We start from the raw sequence: 19,903 nt of genomic DNA on the forward strand, positions 1-19,903 counted from the left end.
GCGATACCGGTGCCGCCCTTCGGGGCGGCGCTTTTGTTTCGCCATCTGCTTCACCGGTGGGTGCCGACCGTTGGTCGGCAACTGCACGTTGCGACCTACCTATATGGGGTTGCCGGCCAGCGGCCGGCACTACCAGGATGCCTGCATGCCTTCGACTGCCCTGATCCAGAACGACATCGTCGTCTTCGGTTTGATCGCCGCCACCCTCGGCGCCGTGTTCTGGACCGCCTCGCGTGAGCAGGGCCTGTGGAAGCGCTTCTATACCTTCGTGCCGGCGTTGCTGCTGTGTTACCTGCTGCCCGGCATCTACAACACGTTCGGCCTGATCGATGGGCAGAACACCAAACTCTACAATCCGGTCGCGCGCGACATCCTGCTGCCGGCGGCGCTGATCCTGTTGACCCTGGCGGTCGACATCAAGGGCATCCTGCGACTCGGGCCGAAGCTGGTGCTGATGTACCTGGGCGCCTCGGCCAGCATCATGCTGGGTGCGGTGGTGGCGTTCCTGGTGATGCGTGCGATCCATCCCGATACCGTCGCCGGTGATACCTGGGCTGGCATGGCCGCACTGGCCGGCAGCTGGATCGGCGGTGGTGCCAACATGCTGGCGATGCGCGAAGTGTTCGACGTCAACGCGACCACCTTCGGCCAGTTCGCCGTGGTCGATGTGGGTGTCGGCTATGTGTGGATGGCGGCACTGATCTTCCTGGCCGGGCGGGCGGCGAAGATCGACGCGCGCAGCGGTGCCGATACGTCGGCCATCGACGAGCTGAAGGAGCGCATCGCACGCTTCCAGGCCGAGCACGAGCGCATTCCCAGCCTGACCGACCTGATGCTGATCGTGGCCGTGGCCTTCGGTGGCGTCGGTCTTGCCCACGCCATCGGCGCGCCGCTGGCGGCGTGGTTCAAGGTCAATGTCAGCTGGGCATCGCAGTTCAGCCTGGATGCGCCGTTCGTGTGGGTGGTGGTGCTGTCGACCACGCTCGGTCTGGGCCTGAGCTTCACCCGTGCACGTACCCTGGAAGGGGCCGGTGCGTCGCGACTGGGCTCGCTGCTGCTGTATTTCCTGATCGCCTGCATCGGCATGCAGATGGATCTGCTGGCGCTGCTGGATCGCCCGTGGCTGTTCCTGCTCGGCCTCATCTGGATCAGCGTGCACATCGCGCTGCTGTGGTGCCTGGGCAAGCTGCTGAAGGTGCCGTTCTTCTACTTCGCCATCGGCTCGCAGTCGAACATCGGCGGCCCGGCCTCAGCGCCGGTGGTGGCCGCCGCGTTCCATCCGGCGCTGGCGCCGGTGGGCGTGCTGCTGGGCACGATGGGCTATGCCACCGGCACCTATCTGGCGTATGTGGTCGGCATCACCCTGCGCGCGCTGGCAGGGCAGGGGTGATTATTCAACGGTAGCGCCGGGCCATGCCCGGCGAGCCGCATCGCGGCGGTGGATGTTTATGCCGCCGGGCATGGCCCGGCGCTACCGATGCGTTACGCCACCGGCAACCCGCGCTCGATCAGCCATGCTTTCGCGTCTTCGGCATCCTGCTCGAACCGCGCCGAGTGAAAAGAAGGGCGCCGCAAGGTCCGGCGCGTCGCCACGCGCCCATTGCCAACGGCGCACGCGGCTTTACGCCACCGGCAAACCGCGTTCGATCAGCCACGCTTTCGCGTCTTCGGCATCCTGCTCGAACCACGCCTTCGTCGACCCCAAGCGATACGTGTAGCCCCACGCATCCATGTCGGCCATCAGCCGCTCGCTGCCGACGCCAGGCAGGTGCCCGGCCAGCACGATCTGCAGGTAGCAGGTGGCGTCTTCTTCGGGTACCGAATCGGTGGCGTCGGTATGCACCTGCGCGCGCCGCTCCGGCGGCAGCACGATCAGGTGGCAGGCCTCGTGCAGCATCGAGTGCACCGGCGTGTCATCGCGCACGTACACGTCGCTGGCGATGATGCCGGCCTCGGGCTCGCCCCAGTAACTGCCCGGGATCGGTTCGCCGGCCGCAACGTGGTGCAGCCGCAGCTCATGTGCAGCGAGCAGGCGCTGGGCATCGGCGAAGGCGATGTCGCCGACGCGGGTAACGTTCGGTTCGGGCGTGGTATCAGTCATGCGGGTCAGGCAGCCCCGCCCATGCAGGCACGGGCGGGGCAGGGGGTCAGGGTTTGTCCGGGCCTTCAGGCAGCGCCACGGAAATGTCCAGCACGTCGTGCTGGCCATCCTTGACCAGGTCCACCTTCACTGCATCGACGTCGATGTTGACGTACTTCTTGATCACTTCCAGCAGCTCGCGCTGCAGCAGCGGCAGGTAGTCGGGACCGCCACGGTGGCTGCGCTCCTGCGCGATGATGATCTGCAGGCGGTTCTTGGCGGTTTCGGCGGTGGTCTTCTTCGCTTTGAGGAAATCAAACAGGCCCATGCTTACCCTCCGAACAGCTTGCTGAAGAAGCCCTTCTTCTCGACGTTGGTGAAGCGCATCGGGCGTTCTTCGCCGAGGATGCGTGCGACGGCGTCGTCATAGGCCTGGCCGGCAGCGGATTCGCCATCCAGGATGACCGGTTCGCCCTTGTTGGAGGCATTGAGCACGTCGCCCGATTCGGGGATCACGCCGATCGCCTTCAGGCCAAGGACCTCCTCGACGTCGGTGATGCTGAGCATCTCGCCGCTTTCCACGCGCACCGGGGTGTAGCGGGTCAGCAGCAGGAAGGCCGGCACGTCCTGGCCGGATTCGGCCTTGTGGGTCTTCGAATCGAGCAGGCCGATGATGCGGTCCGAGTCGCGTACCGAAGACACTTCCGGGTTCACCACCACCACTGCGCGGTCGGCGAAGTACATCGCCAGGAAGGCGCCTTTCTCGATGCCTGCCGGGGAGTCGCAGATGATGTACTCGAAGCCGTCGGCGGCCAGGTCCTTCAGGACCTTGCCCACGCCTTCCTGGGTCAGCGCATCCTTGTCGCGGGTCTGCGAGGCAGCCAGCACGAACAGGTTGTCGAAGCGCTTGTCCTTGATCAGGGCCTGCTTGAGGGTGGCTTCGCCGTGCACGACATTCACGAAGTCGTACACCACGCGGCGTTCGCAGCCCATGATCAGGTCGAGGTTGCGCAGGCCGACGTCGAAGTCGATCACCGCCACCTTCTTGCCACGCTTTGCCAGGCCGCACGCAAGGCTGGCGCTGGAAGTGGTCTTGCCGACGCCGCCTTTGCCGGAGGTGACTACGATGATTTCAGCCAAAGGACTTCTCCTGATGATTCTGTTTGAGGTGCTGCGTCAGTCCAGCGCAGCGATCTTGATCTGGTCCTGTTCCAGCCACACCTGCACGGCCTTGCCGCGCAGGGTTTCCGGTACATCGTCCAGCACCTTGTAATGGCCTGCAATGGCGACCAGTTCCGCATGGAAATCACGGCAGAAAATACGTGCCGCGGTGTTGCCCTGGGCCCCTGCCAGCGCACGGCCGCGCAGGGTTCCGTAGATATGGATGCTGCCATCGGCGATGACCTCGGCGCCGGCGCCGACGGTGGCCATCACGGTCAGGTCGCAGTTTTCCGCATACAGCTGCTGGCCCGAACGCACGTTGCCCAGCTGCATGCGCCCCGGCTGTGGCGCGGCGGCATCGGCCGCCTTGCCCATCGGCGTGGCCGGAGCCGCTGCCGGTGCGGCCTTCGCCTCGGCCCGTGCGGCACGCCGCGGTTCCGGCGCGGGTGCCGGCGGCGGGGCAGGCTCTGCCTCGGCGCGCTCGTACTGGGCGCGGAACTTGGCCAGCAGCGGCAGGCCGAGCTGCTGCGACAGCAGGTCGACCGCGCTGGTGCCATAGGCCAGTGCCACCGGCAGTACGCCGGCACTGCGCAGGCCATCCACCAGCGCCTGTGCCGTCGCCACGTCGGGCACCTGGCTGAGGCCGCCGAAGTCGAGGATCACCGCCGCCCGGCCGAACAGCTTCGGCGCACGGCTGACCCGCTCCTGCATTTCCTGCACGAGGCGTTCAACATCGAGGGTGCGGATGCGCAGGTTGGCGATGCCCACCTGGCCGATCTTCAGTTCACCGGCCTGTTCGTAATCGAAATTCACCGCCACGCTCAAGTCCCCGTCGACCGCTGTGCCTGCGCCGGCAGCTGCCGGTCGCGTGCCCACGCCACATCGGGCAGCTTGCCGCCGTAGGTTTCGTTCACCCACGGGAAACTGCACAGTTCCTTGGCCAGCATGCTGGCCCGCACGTCCACCTGCGGCATGGTGTTCTGGCCCAGCTCGCGGAAGCCGAAGCTGCCGTGGAAGAGCAGGGCGGCATCGGCGCCGTGGTCGAGGAACACCTCGCAGGTCATCTGCGGGTAGCGCAGCTCGGCGAAGCTCTGCGCATCGGCGTAGAACGCACGGCCGACGCCACCACCGCGACGGCGGCTGGCGACCACGATGCGGTCGATATAGAAGAAGGGGGTGTTCAGCTGCTGCTTGAACCAGGCGAAATTGCTGCTGTCGTGCTGGCTGTCGCTGCCGAAGCCGATCAAAAAACCGGCCAGGTTGCCGTCGCGCTCGGCGACGCGGAAATACTCAGCGGTTGCATAGAACAGGCGCAGGCGCTCGGCATCCAGGGGAAGGATGGCCAGGCCAGCATTGTTGTTCAAAGCCAGGACGGAATCGAGCTCGTGCTCGCGCACGTCGCGGATGACAATCGACATTGTGACTCCGTGGGGTAACGCGGTTGGTCCATTACAAGACCCTGCGCACGATTATTGCATGCCCGGGGTGGGCTGCGGCATGAACAGGGGGATATGCCCAAGCATGACTTTCGGCGCTTGGGAGCAGCCACACACAGGCTACGATGGGTGATGCTGGCCCGACTCAACCACAATGCGATGCTGCGCTACTCCGGGTTGTTCACCTGGGGCACCGTCGGCCTTTGGCTTGCGATCTACCTGATCGACCCGGTGTCGCTGACGCTGGAGAGCCTGGACGGCGAGGCCGGCTTCCGGATCATTCCCTGGGCCTCGGCCTACCTGGCCTTCGGCTTCGTGTACTGGGTGCTGACCCGCTCGCTGGGCGAAAGCCGGCCCGGCTTCTTCGACCATGCCGCGCTGATCCTGCTGACCGCCTGCGCGATCGGCGTGAGCTATTTCTCCGGCACAGCGCTGGGCAGCATCCTGCTGATGGTGGTGGCCGGCCTGCTGCCTTGGCTGCTGGGCCCGCGCATCGGTGTGGTGTGGCTGGTGGCCAGCAACCTGGCCGTGCTGCCGGTCTACATCCAGCCTCTGGGTTTCCCGCCGATCATCGCCGTGCTGCAGGCCGTCGGCTACATGGGTTTCTCCAGCTTCGTGTTCGTGATCGCGCTGGTGGCCCGCCGCCAGGCCGAGGCGCGTGAGGAGCAGCGCCGTCTGAATGCCGAGCTGCGCGCCACCCGTGCGCTGCTGGCCGAAAGCGCACGGGTGAACGAGCGCACCCGCATTTCGCGCGAACTGCACGACCTGCTGGGTCATCAGCTGACTGCGCTGACCCTGAACCTGGAAGTGGCCGGCCATCTGGCCGAGGGCCAGGCGCTGGAGCACGTGAAGCGCTCCCATGCCCTGGCCAAGCTGCTGCTGGGCAACGTGCGCGAGGTAGTCAGCCAGCTGCGCGAGACCGGCGCCATCGACCTGGCCGCTGCCCTGCGTCCGCTGACCGAGCACGTGCCTTCGCTGGACATCCAGCTGGAGATCGAAGAGCCGCTGAACGTGGAGGACCCGCAGCGGGCCCATGTGCTGCTGCGCTGCACCCAGGAGATCATCACCAACACGGTGCGCCATGCCGGCGCCCGCCACCTGTGGCTGCGGGTGTACCGTGAGGTCCCGGACCAGGTCGTAGTGGAAGCCCGCGACGACGGTGTCGGGGCGGAAACGGTCAATGTGGGCAATGGTTTGCGCGGCATGCGCGAACGCCTGCAACAATGTGGAGGCCAGCTGCAGGTGGAGACCCGCCCCGGCGAAGGCTTCCGGCTGCGGGCGACGGTACCGGCAACGGTGCTGGCGGCCCTTACCCAGGTTCCTGAAGGAGTGCGTTGATGATTCGCGTCTGCCTGGTCGACGACCAAACCCTGGTGCGGCAGGGGATCCGCTCGCTGCTGGCGCTCGACGACGGCATCGAAGTGGTGGCCGAGGCCGCCGATGGCCGCCAGGCGGTCGAGCTGATCCCGCAGATCCGTCCGGACGTGGTCCTGATGGACATGCGCATGCCGGTGATGTCCGGGCTGGAGGCGCTGCAGGTGCTGTCACGGCAGGAACAGCTGCCGCCGACCATCATCCTGACCACCTTCGACGATGACCAGCTGGTGCTGGCCGGGCTCAAGGCCGGTGCCAAGGGCTACCTGCTCAAGGATGTCACCCTGGCGCAGCTGGTCGGGGCGATCCGCACGGTGGCCGATGGCGGTTCGCTGGTGCAGCCGGCGGTGACCCAGCGCCTGCTGTCCGGGCTGGAGCACATGCGCAACGACTTCGTCAGTCTGGACCGCCCCGACCCGCTGACCGACCGTGAGACCGAGATCCTGCGGCTGATGGCCAGCGGTTTCTCCAACAAGGAGATCGCCAATTCGCTGGGGGTCGCCGAGGGCACGATCAAGAACCATGTGTCCAACATCCTCTCCAAACTGGGCGTACGTGACCGTACGCGTGCGGTCCTGAAAGCGTTTGAACTCCAGTTGGTGTGAGGAAAATCCTTTAGCGACAAAGACTTGGCATGCAGTCCGGGGCCGGATTCAGGGTTGACGCCTGTTTGCCCCCTACTTGCCGGGTACGCGGATGCGTTACCCTTCGAATTCTTTGTGCATACAAATGCGCCGCCGGCACGGAAACCGGTGCGCCAATCCCGATAACCAATGCCCGCGAAGCCTGCTAGGATTGGCGCTTCGCTTCAATCAACCCGGCCGTGGGATCGGCCCCGGAGACTCTCTGAATGACCCGTATTATCGAGTTCCTGATCGCCTTGGGGATCGTGGCTGGCCTGTTCGTCATCATTGGCGTCTGTCTGCCGGGCGAGCGTCACATCACCGAAAGCATCGAGACCAACCGCAAGATGACGATCGTGTACGACACGGTCAGCAGTCTGCGCCGCTTCAAGGACTGGAACCCGCTGGTACTGCGCGATCCCGCCGTTGAACTGAAGCTGTCCGGCCCGGCCTCCGGCGTCGGTGCCACTCTCGACTTCACTTCCAAGGACCTGGGCACCGGTTCCTGGAAGGTGACCGAAGCCGAAGAGAACAAGCGTGTTGTGATCGCCGTCGACGATGCCTCCAAGGGTCACGACAAGGTCACCACCTTCACCCTGGAGCCGACCGGCAAGGGCGGTCGCAACGTCAAGATCACCCAGGACTACTCGGTGAAGTACGGCTTCGACCTGTTCGGCCGCTACGCAGGCCTGTATGTCAGCCGCCAGATCGGCGATGACATCAAGATGGGTCTGTCGCGCATGGCGAACATGCTGGCCACCGTGCCGAATGTCGACTACCGCACTTCCGAAGCTCCGCTGACCGATCTGGGTATCGTCGATGTCCCGGCCGAGGACCTGCTGGTCGTCACCGCCGGCAACGTCGATCGTGGCCAGGACTCCATCACCAAGTCCATCAAGGACAACCAGGAGTGGATCAAGCGCGTGATCGAGGCCAATGGCTTGGAAGCCGCTGGCCCGCTGCGTATCATCACCACCGATTTCGGTGCTGAGAAGTACGCCTTCGACATCGCCCAGCCGGTGAAGAAGAAGGGTGCCGAAGGCGTGCCGGCCGAACAGCTGACCGTCAAGATCGACGGTGGCGCTCCGGTCAAGTACGTCCGCGTTGCTCCGCACCGTTCGGCACATGCGGCCTACACCGGCCACATGGCGGGTCTGGACGTTGCCCGCAGCGCCCTGCGCGCCTGGGCCGTGACCTCGGGTAACGAAGTCATCGACCGTCCGTACGAAACCTGGAAGGACGGCGTGGACAAGTCGTTCACCCCGGAAGCGACGTACGACATCTACTGGGCCGTCAAGTAAGCCTCGGCTGACCCATGTAGTGTTGGACACAAAAACGCGCCGCTTCCTGCGGCGCGTTTTTTTTCATCCCGAGCCCGGTGTCGGGCATTGCGCAAGGAGCTGTCATGTTCAATTCCGAACGACGCGCGCGTAAACCGTCGTTGCTGGCCTGCCTGGGGGCGCTGCTGGCGGCCGCCTCGATCGGTCTGTCCGCCTATGCCGCGCATGGCGTGTCCGATCCGCTGGCGCAGCAGCACCTGAACATGGCGGCGCTGTATGCGTTTGCCCACGGTGCGGTACTGGTGGCCCTCGGCCCGCGCACGCAGGGTGCGATCGCGCATCTGGCGTTGTACGTGTTGCTGTTGGGCGTGCTGCTGTTCTCCGGCAGCCTAGTGGGCGGTGCGCTGTGGCAGTGGCCGACGCGGCTGGCGCCGGTAGGAGGCACCACGCTGATGGCCGGATGGGTGCTGCTGGCGATCAATGCATTGAGGCGGTGACCGCAGCGCCCACACATCGGTAGCGCCGAGCCATGCCCGGCTTCAAGCGCAGCGACCCGCTTCTGCCTTTTGCTCTCTTGTTCCATTCCGTGGCGAACGCACGCGGAAACTGTCCGTGGCCGGGACCGGGATCGCAGTCAAGCGTTCGCCACGAGGGGCTCAGCCGTTGGCCGGTTTCCAGCACCAGTGCCACGGTTCGTAGACGATCCCATGCGGGTTGTCGCGCGGATAGCTCAGATGGAACCCGTGTGCCCCTGCATTGGCCTGCAGCCATGCAAACGCGGCCGTCGCCTCGAAGGTCTCTTCTGCCGGCGCGTCCCCCGGTGTGCCGATGTCCAGCGCGTGACCACTGTGGTGTTCGCTGAATCCTGGCGCGGCATTGACCTGCAGGATCTGCGGCACACTCTGCCCGCGCGCCAACTTCCGTTCGAAAATGCCGAGCTGATACGCATGGCTGCGGAAGCCGGAGATCGCGTCCAGTGCAATGCCATCCCGCGCGGCATGCAGGCGCATCCGTCGCCAACCCTGCGCGGCGCGGCGACGCAGCCACAACGGGCGCGCGAAGCGGTCACGTCCGGCGAAGTGCAGCAGGCAGGGCTCTGCCTCCAGTGCCAGCCCGCTGTCCTGCGCATAGCGCTTTGCATCCAGGCCCAGCTGTTGCAGGCGCTGCTGCAGGCCGGCCAGTGGCAGCCACTGCACTTCCAGTGCAGTGCCGAACGGCCGTGATCGCGCGCCATCCAGCAACGCCAGCGCTTCCTCCACGCCCGGTTCGCGCGGCAGGCGCGGCACCAGCGAGTGCACGCCGTGCGCCAGTATCGCCGCCAGGTAGCGGCCATCCTGCTTGCGCCGCAATACCCATTGCGCACGCGCCAGCAGGCGGGCGTCGAGATTGCTGCGCGCGCGCAGCAGCGGCGCTGGCCACAGCTCGACGGTCTCGGTGTTGATCAACAGTGGAGTGGTGCGGTGCATCGACCCAGCTTACTGCCGTGGCGCCGTGGCGGCCACCTTGCGCAGCGCCTCCAGCAGGGCCTGCGGGCGCTCCAGGCTGAGCAGCAGGGTGCTGCCGCCGCGCACCGGAATCACCAGCGTGCGCGCGCGGTCGGTGACCAGGGCAAAGCCCTTGCCGCCGCCCTGCAGGCGGAAGTGCCCGGAGTAGAAGCCGGGCATGCTGTAGCCGTTGGTCTTGAAGCGGATGCCGTAGCGGCGATCACGGCCGAGGTCGACCACCTCGGCCTGGTCCAGCAGCAGGTCGGCCACCGGGGTGCGGCGGCGGTACAGCGTCGAACGCACGTCCAGTACGTTATCTGCCAGCTCCACCCGGCGGCGGAAAAACGCCCAGCCCAGGCCGACGCCCATCAGCACGATCACCGCCAGGCTCCATGCCGCGCTGCCACCCATCAGGAAAAACGGGGGCGACAGCGTGACCTCCATCCAGGGAGCGTCGGTGCGGCTGTCGTGCAGCTGCGACCAGATGCCGACGCCCAGTACCGCCAGCAGTGGCAGCAGCACCCACAGCACCCGCAGCGAGGAGCTTTCGGCGACGTCGAACGGACGTGCATCACTGCCGCTCATCGTTGCGACTCCACCCAACGCGCGACGTCATCGATCAGCTGCCCATCGACGTGGCCCGGCTGCGCGTATTCCTTCAATGAACTGGAGCCGCTGCCAGCGATGCCGATATGGTTGAGGGCAGGGTAGACCTTCCATTGCACATCCTTGCGCTCGGCCAAGGCTGTTTTCCACAGTGCCCAATCCGTTTCCGGTACCTGGAAGTCGCGGCCGCCGTGCAGCATCAGCAGTGGTTTTTTCAGCGCCACCGCATCGCCACGTGCGTTCACCGCTTCGATGCTTTTCCAGAACGTCTGCGGCACGCCCAGTGGCAGTTCGCTGGCGGCTGCAGGCGTGTCGCTGCGGGCCGCGGCGATCTGCGCGGCGAGCTTGTCCAGGAACGCTTGTTCCGGGGCGCTGATCGAGCCGTCCAGCGACAGCAGGTAGCGGTTCTGCTCCGGCAGCAGCTCAAGCAACGTGCGCGCCGGCGCGGCCCACAGGATCGCGCCGCGCGCCTGTGGCCAGCGGCTGGCGATGCGCGGGGCGAGCATGCCGCCCTGGCTGTGGCCGAGCACGAAGATCCGCTTGCCGTCGATGCGTGGGTCCGCCGCCAATGCGCCCAACGCGGCGACGGCGTCGTCAGTGGTCTCGTCATCAACGTTGAAGTTGCCGCTCTGGAAATCCTGCGGGCGGGCATGGGTGCGCTTGTCGTAGCGCAGCACTGCGATGCCGTGTGCGGCCAGGCCGCGCGCGATGTCCAGGAACGGGCGGTTGCCGCCGATGGTTTCGTCGCGATCCTGCGGGCCAGAACCATGCACCAGCACTACGGCCGGGAACGGTCCTTTGCCCTTGGGCAGGGACAGCGTGCCGGGCAGTGCGCCGCGCGCCTGCGGTACGCTGAAATCGGCTTCGCTGTAGTTCGCGTCGGACGGCGGTGGCGGTGCCTTTGCGGCCGGGGCCGGGCGTAGCAGCAGCCCCGCCACTTTGTCCTGCGCGTTTACCGCCACCTGCGCGATCACCGCGCCACTGGCGAACTGCAGGGGGACGTCGACCAGGTGCAGGCCCTGCTGCTCGCTGCTGTGCGCCGGCCCGCGCTGCTTCAGTTCACCCAGCGATTGCCACAGGCCCTGCAGCTTGTCGGCAGGCACGGCCGCGGCCATCTGTGGGGTCAGCATGGCTTCGGCGTCGGCGATCCGCCCGGCCTGCAGGTGATCGAGCAGGCGTGCTGCAACCTGCTGCGGTTCACCCGCGGCTGCACTGGCGGACAACAGGGCGAGGGAAACAACAAGCAACGAACGGCGTGCGCTCATGGTCACAGCTCCTTCTTGAAGACCAGCAGGGCCGGGCGCATCGGCGCCGGGATGATGATGTTGACCAGTTCCCAGCCCAGCTGGCCCTGGCGGCTGAGTTCGGCCTGGATGTCATCGGCTTTCTGCAGGCCCATCATGGTGGTCTTGACCTCGACGGTCAGGTAGCTCCAGCGCTTGCTCATTCCTTGTCCTCCGGCGATGGCTTGGGTTTCGGCAGGCGTCCTGCCTTGCGCAGTGCGTCGCGCAGCACGTATTCGATCTGCGCGTTGAGGCTGCGCAGTTCATCGTCCGCCCAGCGCTGTGCGGCCGCCAGGACCTCGGCGTTGATGCGCAGCGGATAGGCTTTTTTCTCGCTCATGCAGACTCCTGGCGGGGCGGTGGGGCGCCCCGTTGCGAGGGTGGCTCAGTACAGCGAGCCGGTGTTGACGACCGGCTGCGTGCCGCGGTCCGAGCACAGCACGGTCAACAGGTTGCTGACCATGTGCGCCTTGCGCTCCTCGTCCAGCTGCACCACGCCGTTCTTCTGCAGTTCTGCCAGCGCCATCTCGACCATGCCGACCGCACCGGCAACGATGCGCGTGCGTGCGGCGATCACTGCGTTTGCCTGTTGACGCTGCAGCATCGCCTGGGCGATTTCAGCGGCGTAGGCGAGGTGGCTGATGCGCGCATCGATCACCTGCACACCGGCATCGGCCAGGCGCTCGGCCAGTTCGTTCTTCAGGTGCTGGGAGATCTCGCTGGCGTGGCTGCGCAGTGCCAGCTGGCCGTCCTCGTGCTGGTCGTAGGGATAGCTGGTGGCCATCGCGCGCAGCGCCGATTCGGACTGGATGTGCACGAAGCTCTCGTAGTCGTCCACGTTGTAGACCGCTTCGGAGGCGTCGACCACCTGCCAGACGATCACCGCGGCGATCTCGATCGGGCTGCCGTCCAGCTCGTTGACCTTCAGCTTGCCGCTCTCGAAGTTGCGCACGCGCTGGCTCACGCGGCGCTTGCTGAAGAAGGGATTGTTCCAGCGCAGGCCGTTGTCCTTGACGGTGCCTACGTACTTGCCGAACAGGCTGACCACCGCCGCCTGGTTGGGCTGCACGGTATACAGGCCGGCCAGCGCGACCAAGGCCAGCGCGGCGATCAGCAGGCCGGCCAGGAGCAGCAGCACATTGGGCGAGCCGGTGCTGGCCTTCGCCGCAACCCCGGCCACGAACAGGGCGCCGCCGGCGAGGGCCACGACCAGGGACCCGGCGAGCGCGCCCAGGCCGTTGAGGGAGGACAGCGACTTCTCTTTCATGGCGGTACGTCCTTGAGGGTTCGAAATGAAGATATCAAATTGATATCACATTCGGGCTGCCGTTCGTCGGGTGGGCTTGCTCAGGCACTTCGGCCGGACCGGATAGAATGCCCACCCGCCTTCACATTGCTGCTGGAACCCCGCCATGGCCAAGCTTGGAACCCCGCTGTCCCCCTCCGCCACCCGCGTGCTGCTGCTGGGCTCGGGCGAACTTGGCAAGGAGGTGGCCATCGAGCTGCAGCGGTTGGGCGTGGAAGTGATTGCCGCCGACCGTTACGCCGATGCCCCGGCCATGCAGGTGGCACACCGCTCGCACGTGATCGACATGCTGGATGCGATGGCCCTGCGCCAGTTGATCGCGCAGGAGCAGCCGCACCTGGTGGTGCCGGAGATCGAGGCGATCCATACCGAGACCCTGGTGCAGCTGGAACAGGAGCAGGGCCTGCGGGTGATCCCGACTGCCCGTGCGGCGCGCCTGACCATGGACCGTGAGGGCATCCGCCGCCTGGCCGCCGAGACGCTGGGCCTGCCGACCTCGCCGTACCGGTTTGTCGATACCGAGGCCGAGTACCGCGAAGCCGTGGCCGCGATCGGCCTGCCGTGCGTGGTCAAGCCGGTGATGTCGTCCTCGGGCAAGGGTCAGAGCACGCTGCGCAGCGAGGCGGACATCGCCCCGGCCTGGGAGTATGCGCAGACCGGTGGCCGTGCCGGTGCCGGCCGCTGCATCGTCGAGGGTTTCATCGACTTCGACTACGAGATCACCCTGCTGACGGTGCGCCACGCCGGTGGTACTTCGTTCTGCGCGCCGATCGGGCACCTGCAGAAGGATGGCGACTATCGCGAAAGCTGGCAGCCGCAGCCGATGTCGGACAAGGCGCTGGCGCGTGCCGAGGAGATTTCGCGCGCGATCACCGACGACCTGGGTGGCTGGGGCCTGTTCGGTGTCGAGCTGTTCGTGAAGGGCGACGAGGTGTGGTTCAGCGAAGTATCGCCACGTCCGCATGACACCGGCCTGGTGACGCTGGTGTCGCAGGAGCTGAGCGAGTTCGCACTGCATGCGCGGGCCATCCTCGGCCTGCCGATCCCGCTGATCCGCCAGAGCGGCCCATCGGCCTCGTGCGCGCTGCTGGCCCATGGCGAGGGCGTGCCGTACTTCAACAACGTAGCCGCCGCGCTGCAGGTGCCGGACACCGCCGTGCGCCTGTTCGGCAAGCCCCGCGTGCATGGCCACCGCCGTGTCGGCGTGACGCTGGCGCGCGCAGACACCATCGACGAGGCGCGTGCCATCGCGCGTGATGCTGCAGAAGTGATCGGCGTCGAACTGCGCCCGTAAACCGGTAGCGCCGGGCCATGCCCGGCGGCCACATTCCCGTGGGTACCGACCGTTGGTTGGTACCCCATCAACACCGACTTACGGCTTCACGTCCACCCACACCAGGTGGTGGTCGCTGCCGTCGGCGATCTTCGCTTCTGCACTTTCATTGGCCGGCCAGAACACGCCGCTGCCGATGTACTCGAAACCGGTCGAGGGCAGCACGTAGTCCAGGCGCATGGTGCCGGACTTCGGCCCGAAATCGCCGGTGGCATGGAACGGTGCGCCCTTGCGTTCGATGCCCTTGGCCGCATAGGCCAGGCTGGTCTGCTCGGCGCCGACGCTGCGCGGGGTGGGGTAGCGCAGGACGCGGGCGTTCTCGATCAGTTCGACGATCGCCTCGTGGCGGCCATCGCCATCGACCGGATCGTTGTTGAGGTCGCCAAGGATGACGAAGCGTGCATCCTGGGCCAGACCGCCGCACTGGCCCTTGTCGTCGCACAACCATGGCTTTTCACCCTTGGACAGGTATTCCTGCCACAGGCGCAGTTCGTCGTGGTTGCGCGCGGCGTTGCGCTTTTCCGGGCCGTCGAACACCGGCGGGGTCGGGTGCGAGACCAGCGCGTGCACCACGCCGGCCGGGGTCTTTACAGGCACATCCCAATGCGACTTCGACGACAGCCGCAGCTGCGACCAGACGGTGTCGTTGTAGAAGCTCTTGCCGGTACGCGGATCGATCGGGCGGATCGCGCCGGGCATCGCACTCCACTTCAGCAGCTGGAAGCTGCGCACCTTGGCTTCGTCGATCGGGTAACGCGACAGCACCAGCATGCCGTACTGGCCCGGATGCAGGCCGTAGCCCCAGGCGTCGTTGCCGCGGCCACGGCCTTCGCCGCCGACCACGCCGTTGTTGTCCAGGTCCAGGCCGCTGGGCACGCCGGTGTTCACCGGTGCCAGGTAGCGGTAGGCGAAGTGCAGCGGCTTGCCGCCACCGGGCTGGGCCACTTCCAGGTAGCGCTTCTGGAACAGGTCGGCAGCGCGATGGGCGTCGTCGAAGTCGAATTCGTTCAGCAGCACCAGGTCCGGACGCGCCTGCTGCAGTACCGCAGCAATCTTGCGTGCGTGTTCGCTGTCGCCTTCCAGCTCGGCGATCAGGCCGCCGGCTTCGTCCGAATACAGCGAGGTGTTGTAGGTAGCCAGGCGCAGCGCTGCAGACGGTTTTTCGGTCATCGCGGGGGACGTGGCGAAGGCGGGAGCGGTGGCGCCACAGAGCAGGGCCAGGCCGAGGATCAGGGGTTTGGCGTTCATGGGCCGTATTGTGCACCCGGCCCGGTGTCAGTGGTTTGTCAGCGTCCGTCCAGATCGTCATCGAAATCATGCCAGCGGCGGCCGTCGTAGGCCTCCAGTGGGCGATAGCGCCGCTTGTAGTCCATCTTCTGGTGCTCACGGATCCAGTAGCCCAGGTACAGATGTGGCAGGCCCTCGCGGCGGGCCCACTCCAGCTGCTGCAGGATCGCGAATGTGCCCAGCCCGCGCGCGGCATGGGCGGGGTCGAAGAAGGTATAGACCGCCGACAGCCCGTGCTCGGTCACGTCGGTCACCGCCACTCCCAGCAGCTGGCTGGGCTGGCCGTCGTGGCCGGGCAGGCGCATTTCCATGAAGCGTGTGTGCGACCAGCTGCCGATCAGGAACTGCTCGAACTCGTGCGGGCCGTGGTCGTCCATGCCGCCCTTGGCGTGACGATGCACCAGGTAGCGGTGGTACAGCTCGAACAGATCCTCACGCGGCATGGCCGCAGTGATGCGCACTTCCAGGTCGGCATTGCGGGCGGCGCAGCGGCGCTGGCTGCGGTCGGGGGCGAAGCGCGCCACCGGAATGCGCACAGCCACGCAGGCGTGGCAGTGCGCGCAATGCGGGCGATAGACCAGATCACCGCTGCGGCGGAAGCCCCAGCTCAGGGCCAGCGGGTACAGCCCGCCGAGGCGACGGTCCTGCGGGTCCAGCACCAGATCGCGCGCGACCCGGTCCGGCCAGTACCCGCAGGGGTGCTCGCCGGTCTGGAACAGTCGCAGTTCGTCGTCTCTGTCGCCGTGTCTTGCCATGGGCACAGCATAGCTCCAGCGTGTCGCAATGGCCGCGACTGTCCGCCGGATGAATGGAACGGGCGGCTGCGTCAACCGAGGTCGTGGTCAGGCGTTGTTGTCCTCCGAGGGTGAGGTGTTCACCCCGATGCCAATCCCATTCCCAGGAGTGACCCCATGATCCGTACCCCCCTGCTGCTGGCCCTGCTGCTCGGCACCTCCGCGACCGGTATCGCCTTGGCCGCCGACACCCCGGCTGCACCGGCACCGCGCCCGGCCAAGCTGGATACCAATGGCGATGGCGTCATCGACCGCAGCGAAGCGGCGGCCAACCCGCGCCTGGCCGCGAAGTTCGATGAGCTGGACAAGAACAAGGACGGCAAGCTCTCGCGTGATGAGCTGCCGCGCTGGAAGCATGGCCGCCACGGTGGTCGCGGCGGCGAGCGCTGGGCCAAGCTGGACGCGAACAAGGATGGCCGCATCAGTCGTGAGGAAGCCAAGGCCGATCCTCGCCTGGCAGAGCGTTTCGACCAGCTCGACCTCAACAAGGATGGCTACCTGGACAAGGCCGACCGCGAGCTGCGCATGAAGCAGCATCGTGACGCCTGGTTCGCCGCCGCCGATACCAACAAGGACGGCCAGCTGAGCAAGGCCGAGTTCGACGCCGCCAAGGGCCCGATGCACGGTGGCCCGCGCCACGGCGGCCCGCGTGACGGCGCCGCGCCGAAGCCGCAGCGCTGATTTTCACTGCAGTGATCGACGACAACGCCGGCGTGATGCCGGCGTTGTCCGTTACAGGCGGCCGCTGAGCGTCGTCGTGTAAGCCAGGGCACCGATGACCATCAGGTTCACCGCCATCATGCCGGTCAGGCCGTACATGGATTCGTACTTCCAGTTGATCCCGTGACGCCCACGCCGTGCTGCATCGCGCGCGAGCAGCGGCGCCATGATGCGCCGCAGTGTCACCAGGCACTGGTAGTTGACCACGACCAGGCCCAGCGCCAGCACCAACAGCTGCGTCCACATAGGTGCCTGCAGCAGCACGGTGAACAGGATAGCCAGGCACCAGCCCAGACTGGTGCCGGTGCTGAGATTGACGAAGCGGCGGACCTGGACCTGCTCGGCGCCGGTCTCGGCGTACGACAGCAGGAAACGGCCGCCGAGATAGCTGCCGAGCGCGCCACCGACGACTCCACCGATGATCGCGGCCCAGCTTGACGCGGGTAGCATCTGCAGCTGGCTCAGCGTAGCGGTCAGCGAGCCGAGCGCGGTACCGCCGGCAGCGCTGGCGCCACCGAGGCCGAGCTTGCTGCCACCCACGCCGACGCCGGTTCCCAGCAGGATCGCCGCGCTGGCAGTGCCGGGCGCGGCGATCATCACCATCGACACCACCGCCGTTGCGAACGCAGCACTCGGCGCGCTGCTGCGGGCGAATTCACCGAAGCGCTGCAGCAGGCCCTCGCGCACCTGCGCACGGGCGCGTGACAGGCGCTTGCGTACTGCAGCGTCACTGAGCCCGAGCAGGTCAGCGACCTGCTGCGAATGCTGGCCCTCGCGGTAATACAGCAGCAGTACTTCGCGGCTGTCGGCGGGCAGGGCAGAGATGATGTCCTCTGCGGCGATTTCCTCTTCCAGCCGCTGCAGGCGATCCGCCGCGCAGGGGGCCGGATCCGCAGCCATGGTCAAGGCCACTTCGGCAGCTTCGCCGCTCAGCGGTCTGCCACGTTGTGCGCGCAGCCAGTCACGGGCGAGGTTGCGGGTGATCTGCCGCAGCCAGGGCAGGAAGCTGCTCGCGCTGCGCAGCTGGTGCAGCTGCTGCCAGCCCTTCACGAACGCTTCCTGGGCGATGTCCTCGCTGGCCTGGCGGTCGCCGGTGATGGCCAGGGCGATGGCGGTGACCGTGTTCTGGCAGGCCAGCACGATGCGCCCATAGGCATGCTGGCAACCGCCGCTGGCGGCCGGCAGTTCGCGGTGCAGTGTGTCGTCGATGCTTGCGGCGAAGGTCGTCATGGCGGCGGGCTCCTGCAGGGATTGTGTCCCATGACGGAGGCGCGTGCGGAATGTGACCTGCCCTCTTCCGGTAGCGCCGGGCCGTGCCCGGCGGCTGTCCTGTCAGGCATTGTGGCCGCTGCGCTCGCCGGGCATGGCCCGGCGCTACCTGCGGTTGCCGGCCAGCGGCCGGCACTATCACCAGGTTACTTCGCCGGCTGGATGCGGACCCGCACTTCCTCTTCTTCCGGCGGTGCCGGCGCGGCCGGTTGGGCTTGCTGCGGTTGCGGCTGGGCCTGCTGGGCGGGCACCGGGGTTGCGGGGGCAGGGGTACCGCGATGGCGCAGGCCGATCACCAGTGCCACGCCGGCGATCACCACCAACAGGACGATGCGGATGCGCCAGGCCCAGCCACGACCACCGGCACTTTCCTGCACATCATCGCGGAAAGCGAACTCGGCGGTCGGGTGGTCACGGCGGGTGGTGTCGAGCAGGCGGGCGTCGCGCAGGATTTCGCGCGCACGCGGCTGGTCGTCGGCACGCACGACCCAGACCGCCGGGTAGGCACCGGCATTGCCCAGGTCGGTATAGCTGAACTGGCCACGGCGGCGCGTCTTGTACGAACGCCCGTTGGTGACCTTCACCTGGATGTCGTGACTGCGCAGGAGCTCGGCCACGCCTTCCACGGTTTCCACGCGCTGGCTGCTGAAAATCTGACGCATCGGATCAATCCTTGGCCGGCACGGCGGCCGCTGCTGCCTGGTCCGGAACCACGCGGATCAAGCCTTCCTGGGCGGTGCTGGCAACCAGCACGCCATCACGGGTGAAGAACTGGCCGCGGGCCAGGCCGCGCGAATCCTGCGCGCTGGGGCTGTCCAGCGAGTACAGCAGCCAGTCGTCGGCGCGGAACGGGCGGTGGAACCAGATCGCGTGGTCCAGCGAGGCCATCTGCACGTGCGGATGGTAGTAGCTGATGCCGTGCGGGAAGGTCGCCGTGCCCAGCAGGTGGAAGTCCGACGCGTAGGCCAGCAGCGCCTGGTGCAGCTCGGGAGCATCGCCTACTGGCTCGCTCAGGCGCAGCCAGACCTGGTGGTAGGGCGGGCGCTTGGGCGGGTTCAGTTCATCGCGCGGATACACATGGCGGAACTCGAACGGACCACCGCGCGACAGCCAGCGCTGCACCTTGATCGGCAGGCGCTCAAGCACCTCCGCCGGCAGCGGCCTGTTCGGTTCGATGTCTTCCGGCTGCGGCACTTCGGGCATCTTGTGCTGGTGCTCGGCACCGGATTCGGCCTGCTGGAACGAGGCCGCACAGAAGAAGATCACCTTGCCGTGCTGGATCGCGGTCACCCGGCGTACCGAGAAGCTGCCGCCGTCGCGGGTACGGTCGACGTCGTAGACGATCGGATGGTCGATGTTGCCGGCGCGCAGGAAATAGGCATGCAGTGAGTGCACATGGCGACCGTTGTCGACCGTGGCCTGGGCGGCCGCCAGGGCCTGGCCCAGCACCTGCCCGCCGAACACGTACTTGGTACCGATGTCGCGGCTCTGGCCGCGGAACAGGTTGTCCTCCAGCCGCTCCAGGGTGAGCAGATCGATCAGCTCGGAGACGACGGGTTCGGGCGTGTCGTTCAAGGGGGCGGCCACAGCGATGAAAGAGGGCCCGATTATACCGGTGCGCATGGCCCCCTCCTTCCCGTTTTCCACAGACCGCCACCCCTTCAGCCGAGCATGGCTTGGCTTTACGGAGGGCATGCGACCAACTGTCCGAGGCGGGGAGGCCGGGACAGGCGGGACCGCAGGCGCCATGGATGGCGCCTACGAGCCCCCAAGGAAGGGTTCACGGCGTGTCCCGCCTGTTCCGGCCTCACCGCAATCCGCAGACGGATCCGCGGTGGCTGCTTTGGTTTCTGCGGGTGCCGGGCAG

At 66.8% G+C, this 19,903-nt stretch carries 23 protein-coding genes; 7 read left to right on the top strand and 16 right to left on the bottom strand.

Annotated features, from left to right (window positions below; all coding sequences use genetic code 11):
• The first annotated feature begins 145 nt into the window (after positions 1-145).
• Positions 146-1,390: a DUF819 family protein gene (locus HFK18_RS01605; protein WP_180163924.1), complete on the top strand. Its 1,245-nt coding sequence runs from the start codon at positions 146-148 to the stop codon at positions 1,388-1,390.
• A 231-nt stretch (positions 1,391-1,621) separates the two neighbouring features.
• On the opposite strand, the gene HFK18_RS01610 is transcribed toward HFK18_RS01605, so the two are convergent.
• The 5 genes from HFK18_RS01610 to HFK18_RS01630 are packed head-to-tail and all read right to left on the bottom strand — an operon-like array spanning position 1,622 to position 4,659.
• Entirely contained in the window at positions 1,622-2,101 is a 480-nt protein-coding gene (locus HFK18_RS01610) for a hypothetical protein (protein WP_032975950.1), read from the bottom strand.
• A 46-nt stretch (positions 2,102-2,147) separates the two neighbouring features.
• Positions 2,148-2,408 carry a cell division topological specificity factor MinE gene (gene minE, locus HFK18_RS01615; protein WP_005408532.1) on the bottom strand — a complete coding sequence of 87 codons (261 nt, stop codon included), beginning with the start codon at positions 2,406-2,408 and terminating at the stop codon, positions 2,148-2,150.
• 2 nt (positions 2,409-2,410) lie between these two features.
• A complete protein-coding gene (gene minD, locus HFK18_RS01620) occupies positions 2,411-3,220 on the bottom strand; it encodes a septum site-determining protein MinD (protein ID WP_089239526.1) in 810 nt (269 codons plus the stop codon).
• A 36-nt stretch (positions 3,221-3,256) separates the two neighbouring features.
• Positions 3,257-4,060: a septum site-determining protein MinC gene (gene minC, locus HFK18_RS01625; protein WP_099819369.1), complete on the bottom strand. Its 804-nt coding sequence runs from the start codon at positions 4,058-4,060 to the stop codon at positions 3,257-3,259.
• A gap of 2 nt (positions 4,061-4,062) precedes the next feature.
• On the bottom strand, positions 4,063-4,659 hold the full coding sequence (locus tag HFK18_RS01630) for a GNAT family N-acetyltransferase (RefSeq protein WP_100551840.1): 597 nt from the start codon (positions 4,657-4,659) through the stop codon (positions 4,063-4,065).
• 150 nt (positions 4,660-4,809) lie between these two features.
• Between HFK18_RS01630 and HFK18_RS01635 the strand changes: the two genes are divergently transcribed.
• The 4 genes from HFK18_RS01635 (at position 4,810) to HFK18_RS01650 (ending at position 8,451) form a co-directional block, all read left to right on the top strand.
• Positions 4,810-6,015 carry a sensor histidine kinase gene (locus HFK18_RS01635; protein WP_180163925.1) on the top strand — a complete coding sequence of 402 codons (1,206 nt, stop codon included), beginning with the start codon at positions 4,810-4,812 and terminating at the stop codon, positions 6,013-6,015.
• Entirely contained in the window at positions 6,015-6,656 is a 642-nt protein-coding gene (locus HFK18_RS01640) for a response regulator transcription factor (RefSeq protein ID WP_025873873.1), read from the top strand. The genes HFK18_RS01635 and HFK18_RS01640 overlap by 1 nt, the downstream gene beginning before the upstream one ends.
• Before the next feature lie 245 nt (positions 6,657-6,901).
• Positions 6,902-7,975, top strand: a complete 1,074-nt coding sequence (locus HFK18_RS01645; protein ID WP_099819371.1) for an SRPBCC family protein — start codon at positions 6,902-6,904, stop codon at positions 7,973-7,975.
• 104 nt (positions 7,976-8,079) lie between these two features.
• Positions 8,080-8,451: a DUF423 domain-containing protein gene (locus HFK18_RS01650; protein ID WP_180163927.1), complete on the top strand. Its 372-nt coding sequence runs from the start codon at positions 8,080-8,082 to the stop codon at positions 8,449-8,451.
• 159 nt (positions 8,452-8,610) lie between these two features.
• Here HFK18_RS01650 and HFK18_RS01655 read toward each other — a convergent pair whose 3' ends face one another.
• The 6 genes from HFK18_RS01655 to HFK18_RS01680 are packed head-to-tail and all read right to left on the bottom strand — an operon-like array spanning position 8,611 to position 12,594.
• Complete coding sequence (locus HFK18_RS01655; protein WP_180163929.1) at positions 8,611-9,420, bottom strand: M15 family metallopeptidase; 810 nt, start codon at positions 9,418-9,420, stop codon at positions 8,611-8,613.
• A gap of 9 nt (positions 9,421-9,429) precedes the next feature.
• Positions 9,430-10,023, bottom strand: a complete 594-nt coding sequence (locus HFK18_RS01660; RefSeq protein WP_180163931.1) for a PH domain-containing protein — start codon at positions 10,021-10,023, stop codon at positions 9,430-9,432.
• Positions 10,020-11,309, bottom strand: coding sequence for an alpha/beta fold hydrolase (locus tag HFK18_RS01665; RefSeq protein ID WP_180163933.1), 1,290 nt, complete (start codon positions 11,307-11,309; stop codon positions 10,020-10,022). Before HFK18_RS01665 ends, HFK18_RS01660 begins: the two co-directional genes overlap by 4 nt.
• Before the next feature lie 2 nt (positions 11,310-11,311).
• Positions 11,312-11,491 (bottom strand): DUF4177 domain-containing protein, encoded by a 180-nt coding sequence (locus HFK18_RS01670; RefSeq protein WP_089239544.1) that lies wholly within the window; start codon positions 11,489-11,491, stop codon positions 11,312-11,314.
• Positions 11,488-11,667, bottom strand: coding sequence for a hypothetical protein (locus HFK18_RS01675; protein ID WP_005412615.1), 180 nt, complete (start codon positions 11,665-11,667; stop codon positions 11,488-11,490). The genes HFK18_RS01670 and HFK18_RS01675 overlap by 4 nt, the downstream gene beginning before the upstream one ends.
• A gap of 45 nt (positions 11,668-11,712) precedes the next feature.
• Positions 11,713-12,594, bottom strand: a complete 882-nt coding sequence (locus HFK18_RS01680; RefSeq protein WP_100463896.1) for an SPFH domain-containing protein — start codon at positions 12,592-12,594, stop codon at positions 11,713-11,715.
• 145 nt (positions 12,595-12,739) lie between these two features.
• Between HFK18_RS01680 and purT the strand changes: the two genes are divergently transcribed.
• Positions 12,740-13,927: a formate-dependent phosphoribosylglycinamide formyltransferase gene (purT, locus tag HFK18_RS01685; RefSeq protein ID WP_180163935.1), complete on the top strand. Its 1,188-nt coding sequence runs from the start codon at positions 12,740-12,742 to the stop codon at positions 13,925-13,927.
• A 78-nt stretch (positions 13,928-14,005) separates the two neighbouring features.
• Here purT and HFK18_RS01690 read toward each other — a convergent pair whose 3' ends face one another.
• On the bottom strand, positions 14,006-15,214 hold the full coding sequence (locus HFK18_RS01690) for an endonuclease/exonuclease/phosphatase family protein (RefSeq protein WP_180163937.1): 1,209 nt from the start codon (positions 15,212-15,214) through the stop codon (positions 14,006-14,008).
• 38 nt (positions 15,215-15,252) lie between these two features.
• Complete coding sequence (locus HFK18_RS01695; protein WP_180163939.1) at positions 15,253-16,008, bottom strand: arginyltransferase; 756 nt, start codon at positions 16,006-16,008, stop codon at positions 15,253-15,255.
• A gap of 156 nt (positions 16,009-16,164) precedes the next feature.
• On the opposite strand from HFK18_RS01695, the gene HFK18_RS01700 reads away from it, so the two are divergent.
• Positions 16,165-16,728, top strand: coding sequence for an EF-hand domain-containing protein (locus HFK18_RS01700; protein ID WP_180163941.1), 564 nt, complete (start codon positions 16,165-16,167; stop codon positions 16,726-16,728).
• Positions 16,729-16,779: 51 nt separating this feature from the next.
• Here HFK18_RS01700 and HFK18_RS01705 read toward each other — a convergent pair whose 3' ends face one another.
• From HFK18_RS01705 to tesB, 3 genes are all read right to left on the bottom strand, one after another.
• A complete protein-coding gene (locus HFK18_RS01705; RefSeq protein ID WP_180163943.1) occupies positions 16,780-17,997 on the bottom strand; it encodes an RNA polymerase sigma factor in 1,218 nt (405 codons plus the stop codon).
• Positions 17,998-18,182: 185 nt separating this feature from the next.
• On the bottom strand, positions 18,183-18,698 hold the full coding sequence (locus tag HFK18_RS01710) for a pathogenicity-like protein (RefSeq protein WP_180163945.1): 516 nt from the start codon (positions 18,696-18,698) through the stop codon (positions 18,183-18,185).
• A 4-nt stretch (positions 18,699-18,702) separates the two neighbouring features.
• On the bottom strand, positions 18,703-19,659 hold the full coding sequence (gene tesB, locus HFK18_RS01715) for an acyl-CoA thioesterase II (protein ID WP_180163947.1): 957 nt from the start codon (positions 19,657-19,659) through the stop codon (positions 18,703-18,705).
• Positions 19,660-19,903 lie beyond the last annotated feature (244 nt).

The organism is Stenotrophomonas sp. SbOxS2 (assembly GCF_013416715.1).
Classification (GTDB): Bacteria; Pseudomonadota; Gammaproteobacteria; order Xanthomonadales; family Xanthomonadaceae; genus Stenotrophomonas; species Stenotrophomonas lactitubi.

What these genes read in the sequence shown, in the direction of transcription:
- HFK18_RS01645 (WP_099819371.1), top strand. Translation starts at nt 6,902, where the DNA reads ATGACCCGTATTATCGAGTTCCTGATCGCCTTGGGGATCGTGGCTGGC.
- purT (WP_180163935.1), top strand. Translation starts at nt 12,740, where the DNA reads ATGGCCAAGCTTGGAACCCCGCTGTCCCCCTCCGCCACCCGCGTGCTG.
- HFK18_RS01710 (WP_180163945.1), bottom strand. Translation starts at nt 18,698, where the DNA reads ATGCGTCAGATTTTCAGCAGCCAGCGCGTGGAAACCGTGGAAGGCGTG.
- minE (WP_005408532.1), bottom strand. Translation starts at nt 2,408, where the DNA reads ATGGGCCTGTTTGATTTCCTCAAAGCGAAGAAGACCACCGCCGAAACC.
- HFK18_RS01650 (WP_180163927.1), top strand. Translation starts at nt 8,080, where the DNA reads ATGTTCAATTCCGAACGACGCGCGCGTAAACCGTCGTTGCTGGCCTGC.
- HFK18_RS01705 (WP_180163943.1), bottom strand. Translation starts at nt 17,997, where the DNA reads ATGACGACCTTCGCCGCAAGCATCGACGACACACTGCACCGCGAACTG.
- HFK18_RS01680 (WP_100463896.1), bottom strand. Translation starts at nt 12,594, where the DNA reads ATGAAAGAGAAGTCGCTGTCCTCCCTCAACGGCCTGGGCGCGCTCGCC.
- HFK18_RS01655 (WP_180163929.1), bottom strand. Translation starts at nt 9,420, where the DNA reads ATGCACCGCACCACTCCACTGTTGATCAACACCGAGACCGTCGAGCTG.
- HFK18_RS01690 (WP_180163937.1), bottom strand. Translation starts at nt 15,214, where the DNA reads ATGAACGCCAAACCCCTGATCCTCGGCCTGGCCCTGCTCTGTGGCGCC.
- HFK18_RS01640 (WP_025873873.1), top strand. Translation starts at nt 6,015, where the DNA reads ATGATTCGCGTCTGCCTGGTCGACGACCAAACCCTGGTGCGGCAGGGG.
- tesB (WP_180163947.1), bottom strand. Translation starts at nt 19,659, where the DNA reads ATGCGCACCGGTATAATCGGGCCCTCTTTCATCGCTGTGGCCGCCCCC.
- HFK18_RS01675 (WP_005412615.1), bottom strand. Translation starts at nt 11,667, where the DNA reads ATGAGCGAGAAAAAAGCCTATCCGCTGCGCATCAACGCCGAGGTCCTG.
- HFK18_RS01700 (WP_180163941.1), top strand. Translation starts at nt 16,165, where the DNA reads ATGATCCGTACCCCCCTGCTGCTGGCCCTGCTGCTCGGCACCTCCGCG.
- HFK18_RS01630 (WP_100551840.1), bottom strand. Translation starts at nt 4,659, where the DNA reads ATGTCGATTGTCATCCGCGACGTGCGCGAGCACGAGCTCGATTCCGTC.
- HFK18_RS01665 (WP_180163933.1), bottom strand. Translation starts at nt 11,309, where the DNA reads ATGAGCGCACGCCGTTCGTTGCTTGTTGTTTCCCTCGCCCTGTTGTCC.
- HFK18_RS01610 (WP_032975950.1), bottom strand. Translation starts at nt 2,101, where the DNA reads ATGACTGATACCACGCCCGAACCGAACGTTACCCGCGTCGGCGACATC.
- HFK18_RS01605 (WP_180163924.1), top strand. Translation starts at nt 146, where the DNA reads ATGCCTTCGACTGCCCTGATCCAGAACGACATCGTCGTCTTCGGTTTG.
- HFK18_RS01670 (WP_089239544.1), bottom strand. Translation starts at nt 11,491, where the DNA reads ATGAGCAAGCGCTGGAGCTACCTGACCGTCGAGGTCAAGACCACCATG.
- HFK18_RS01635 (WP_180163925.1), top strand. Translation starts at nt 4,810, where the DNA reads ATGCTGGCCCGACTCAACCACAATGCGATGCTGCGCTACTCCGGGTTG.
- HFK18_RS01660 (WP_180163931.1), bottom strand. Translation starts at nt 10,023, where the DNA reads ATGAGCGGCAGTGATGCACGTCCGTTCGACGTCGCCGAAAGCTCCTCG.
- HFK18_RS01695 (WP_180163939.1), bottom strand. Translation starts at nt 16,008, where the DNA reads ATGGCAAGACACGGCGACAGAGACGACGAACTGCGACTGTTCCAGACC.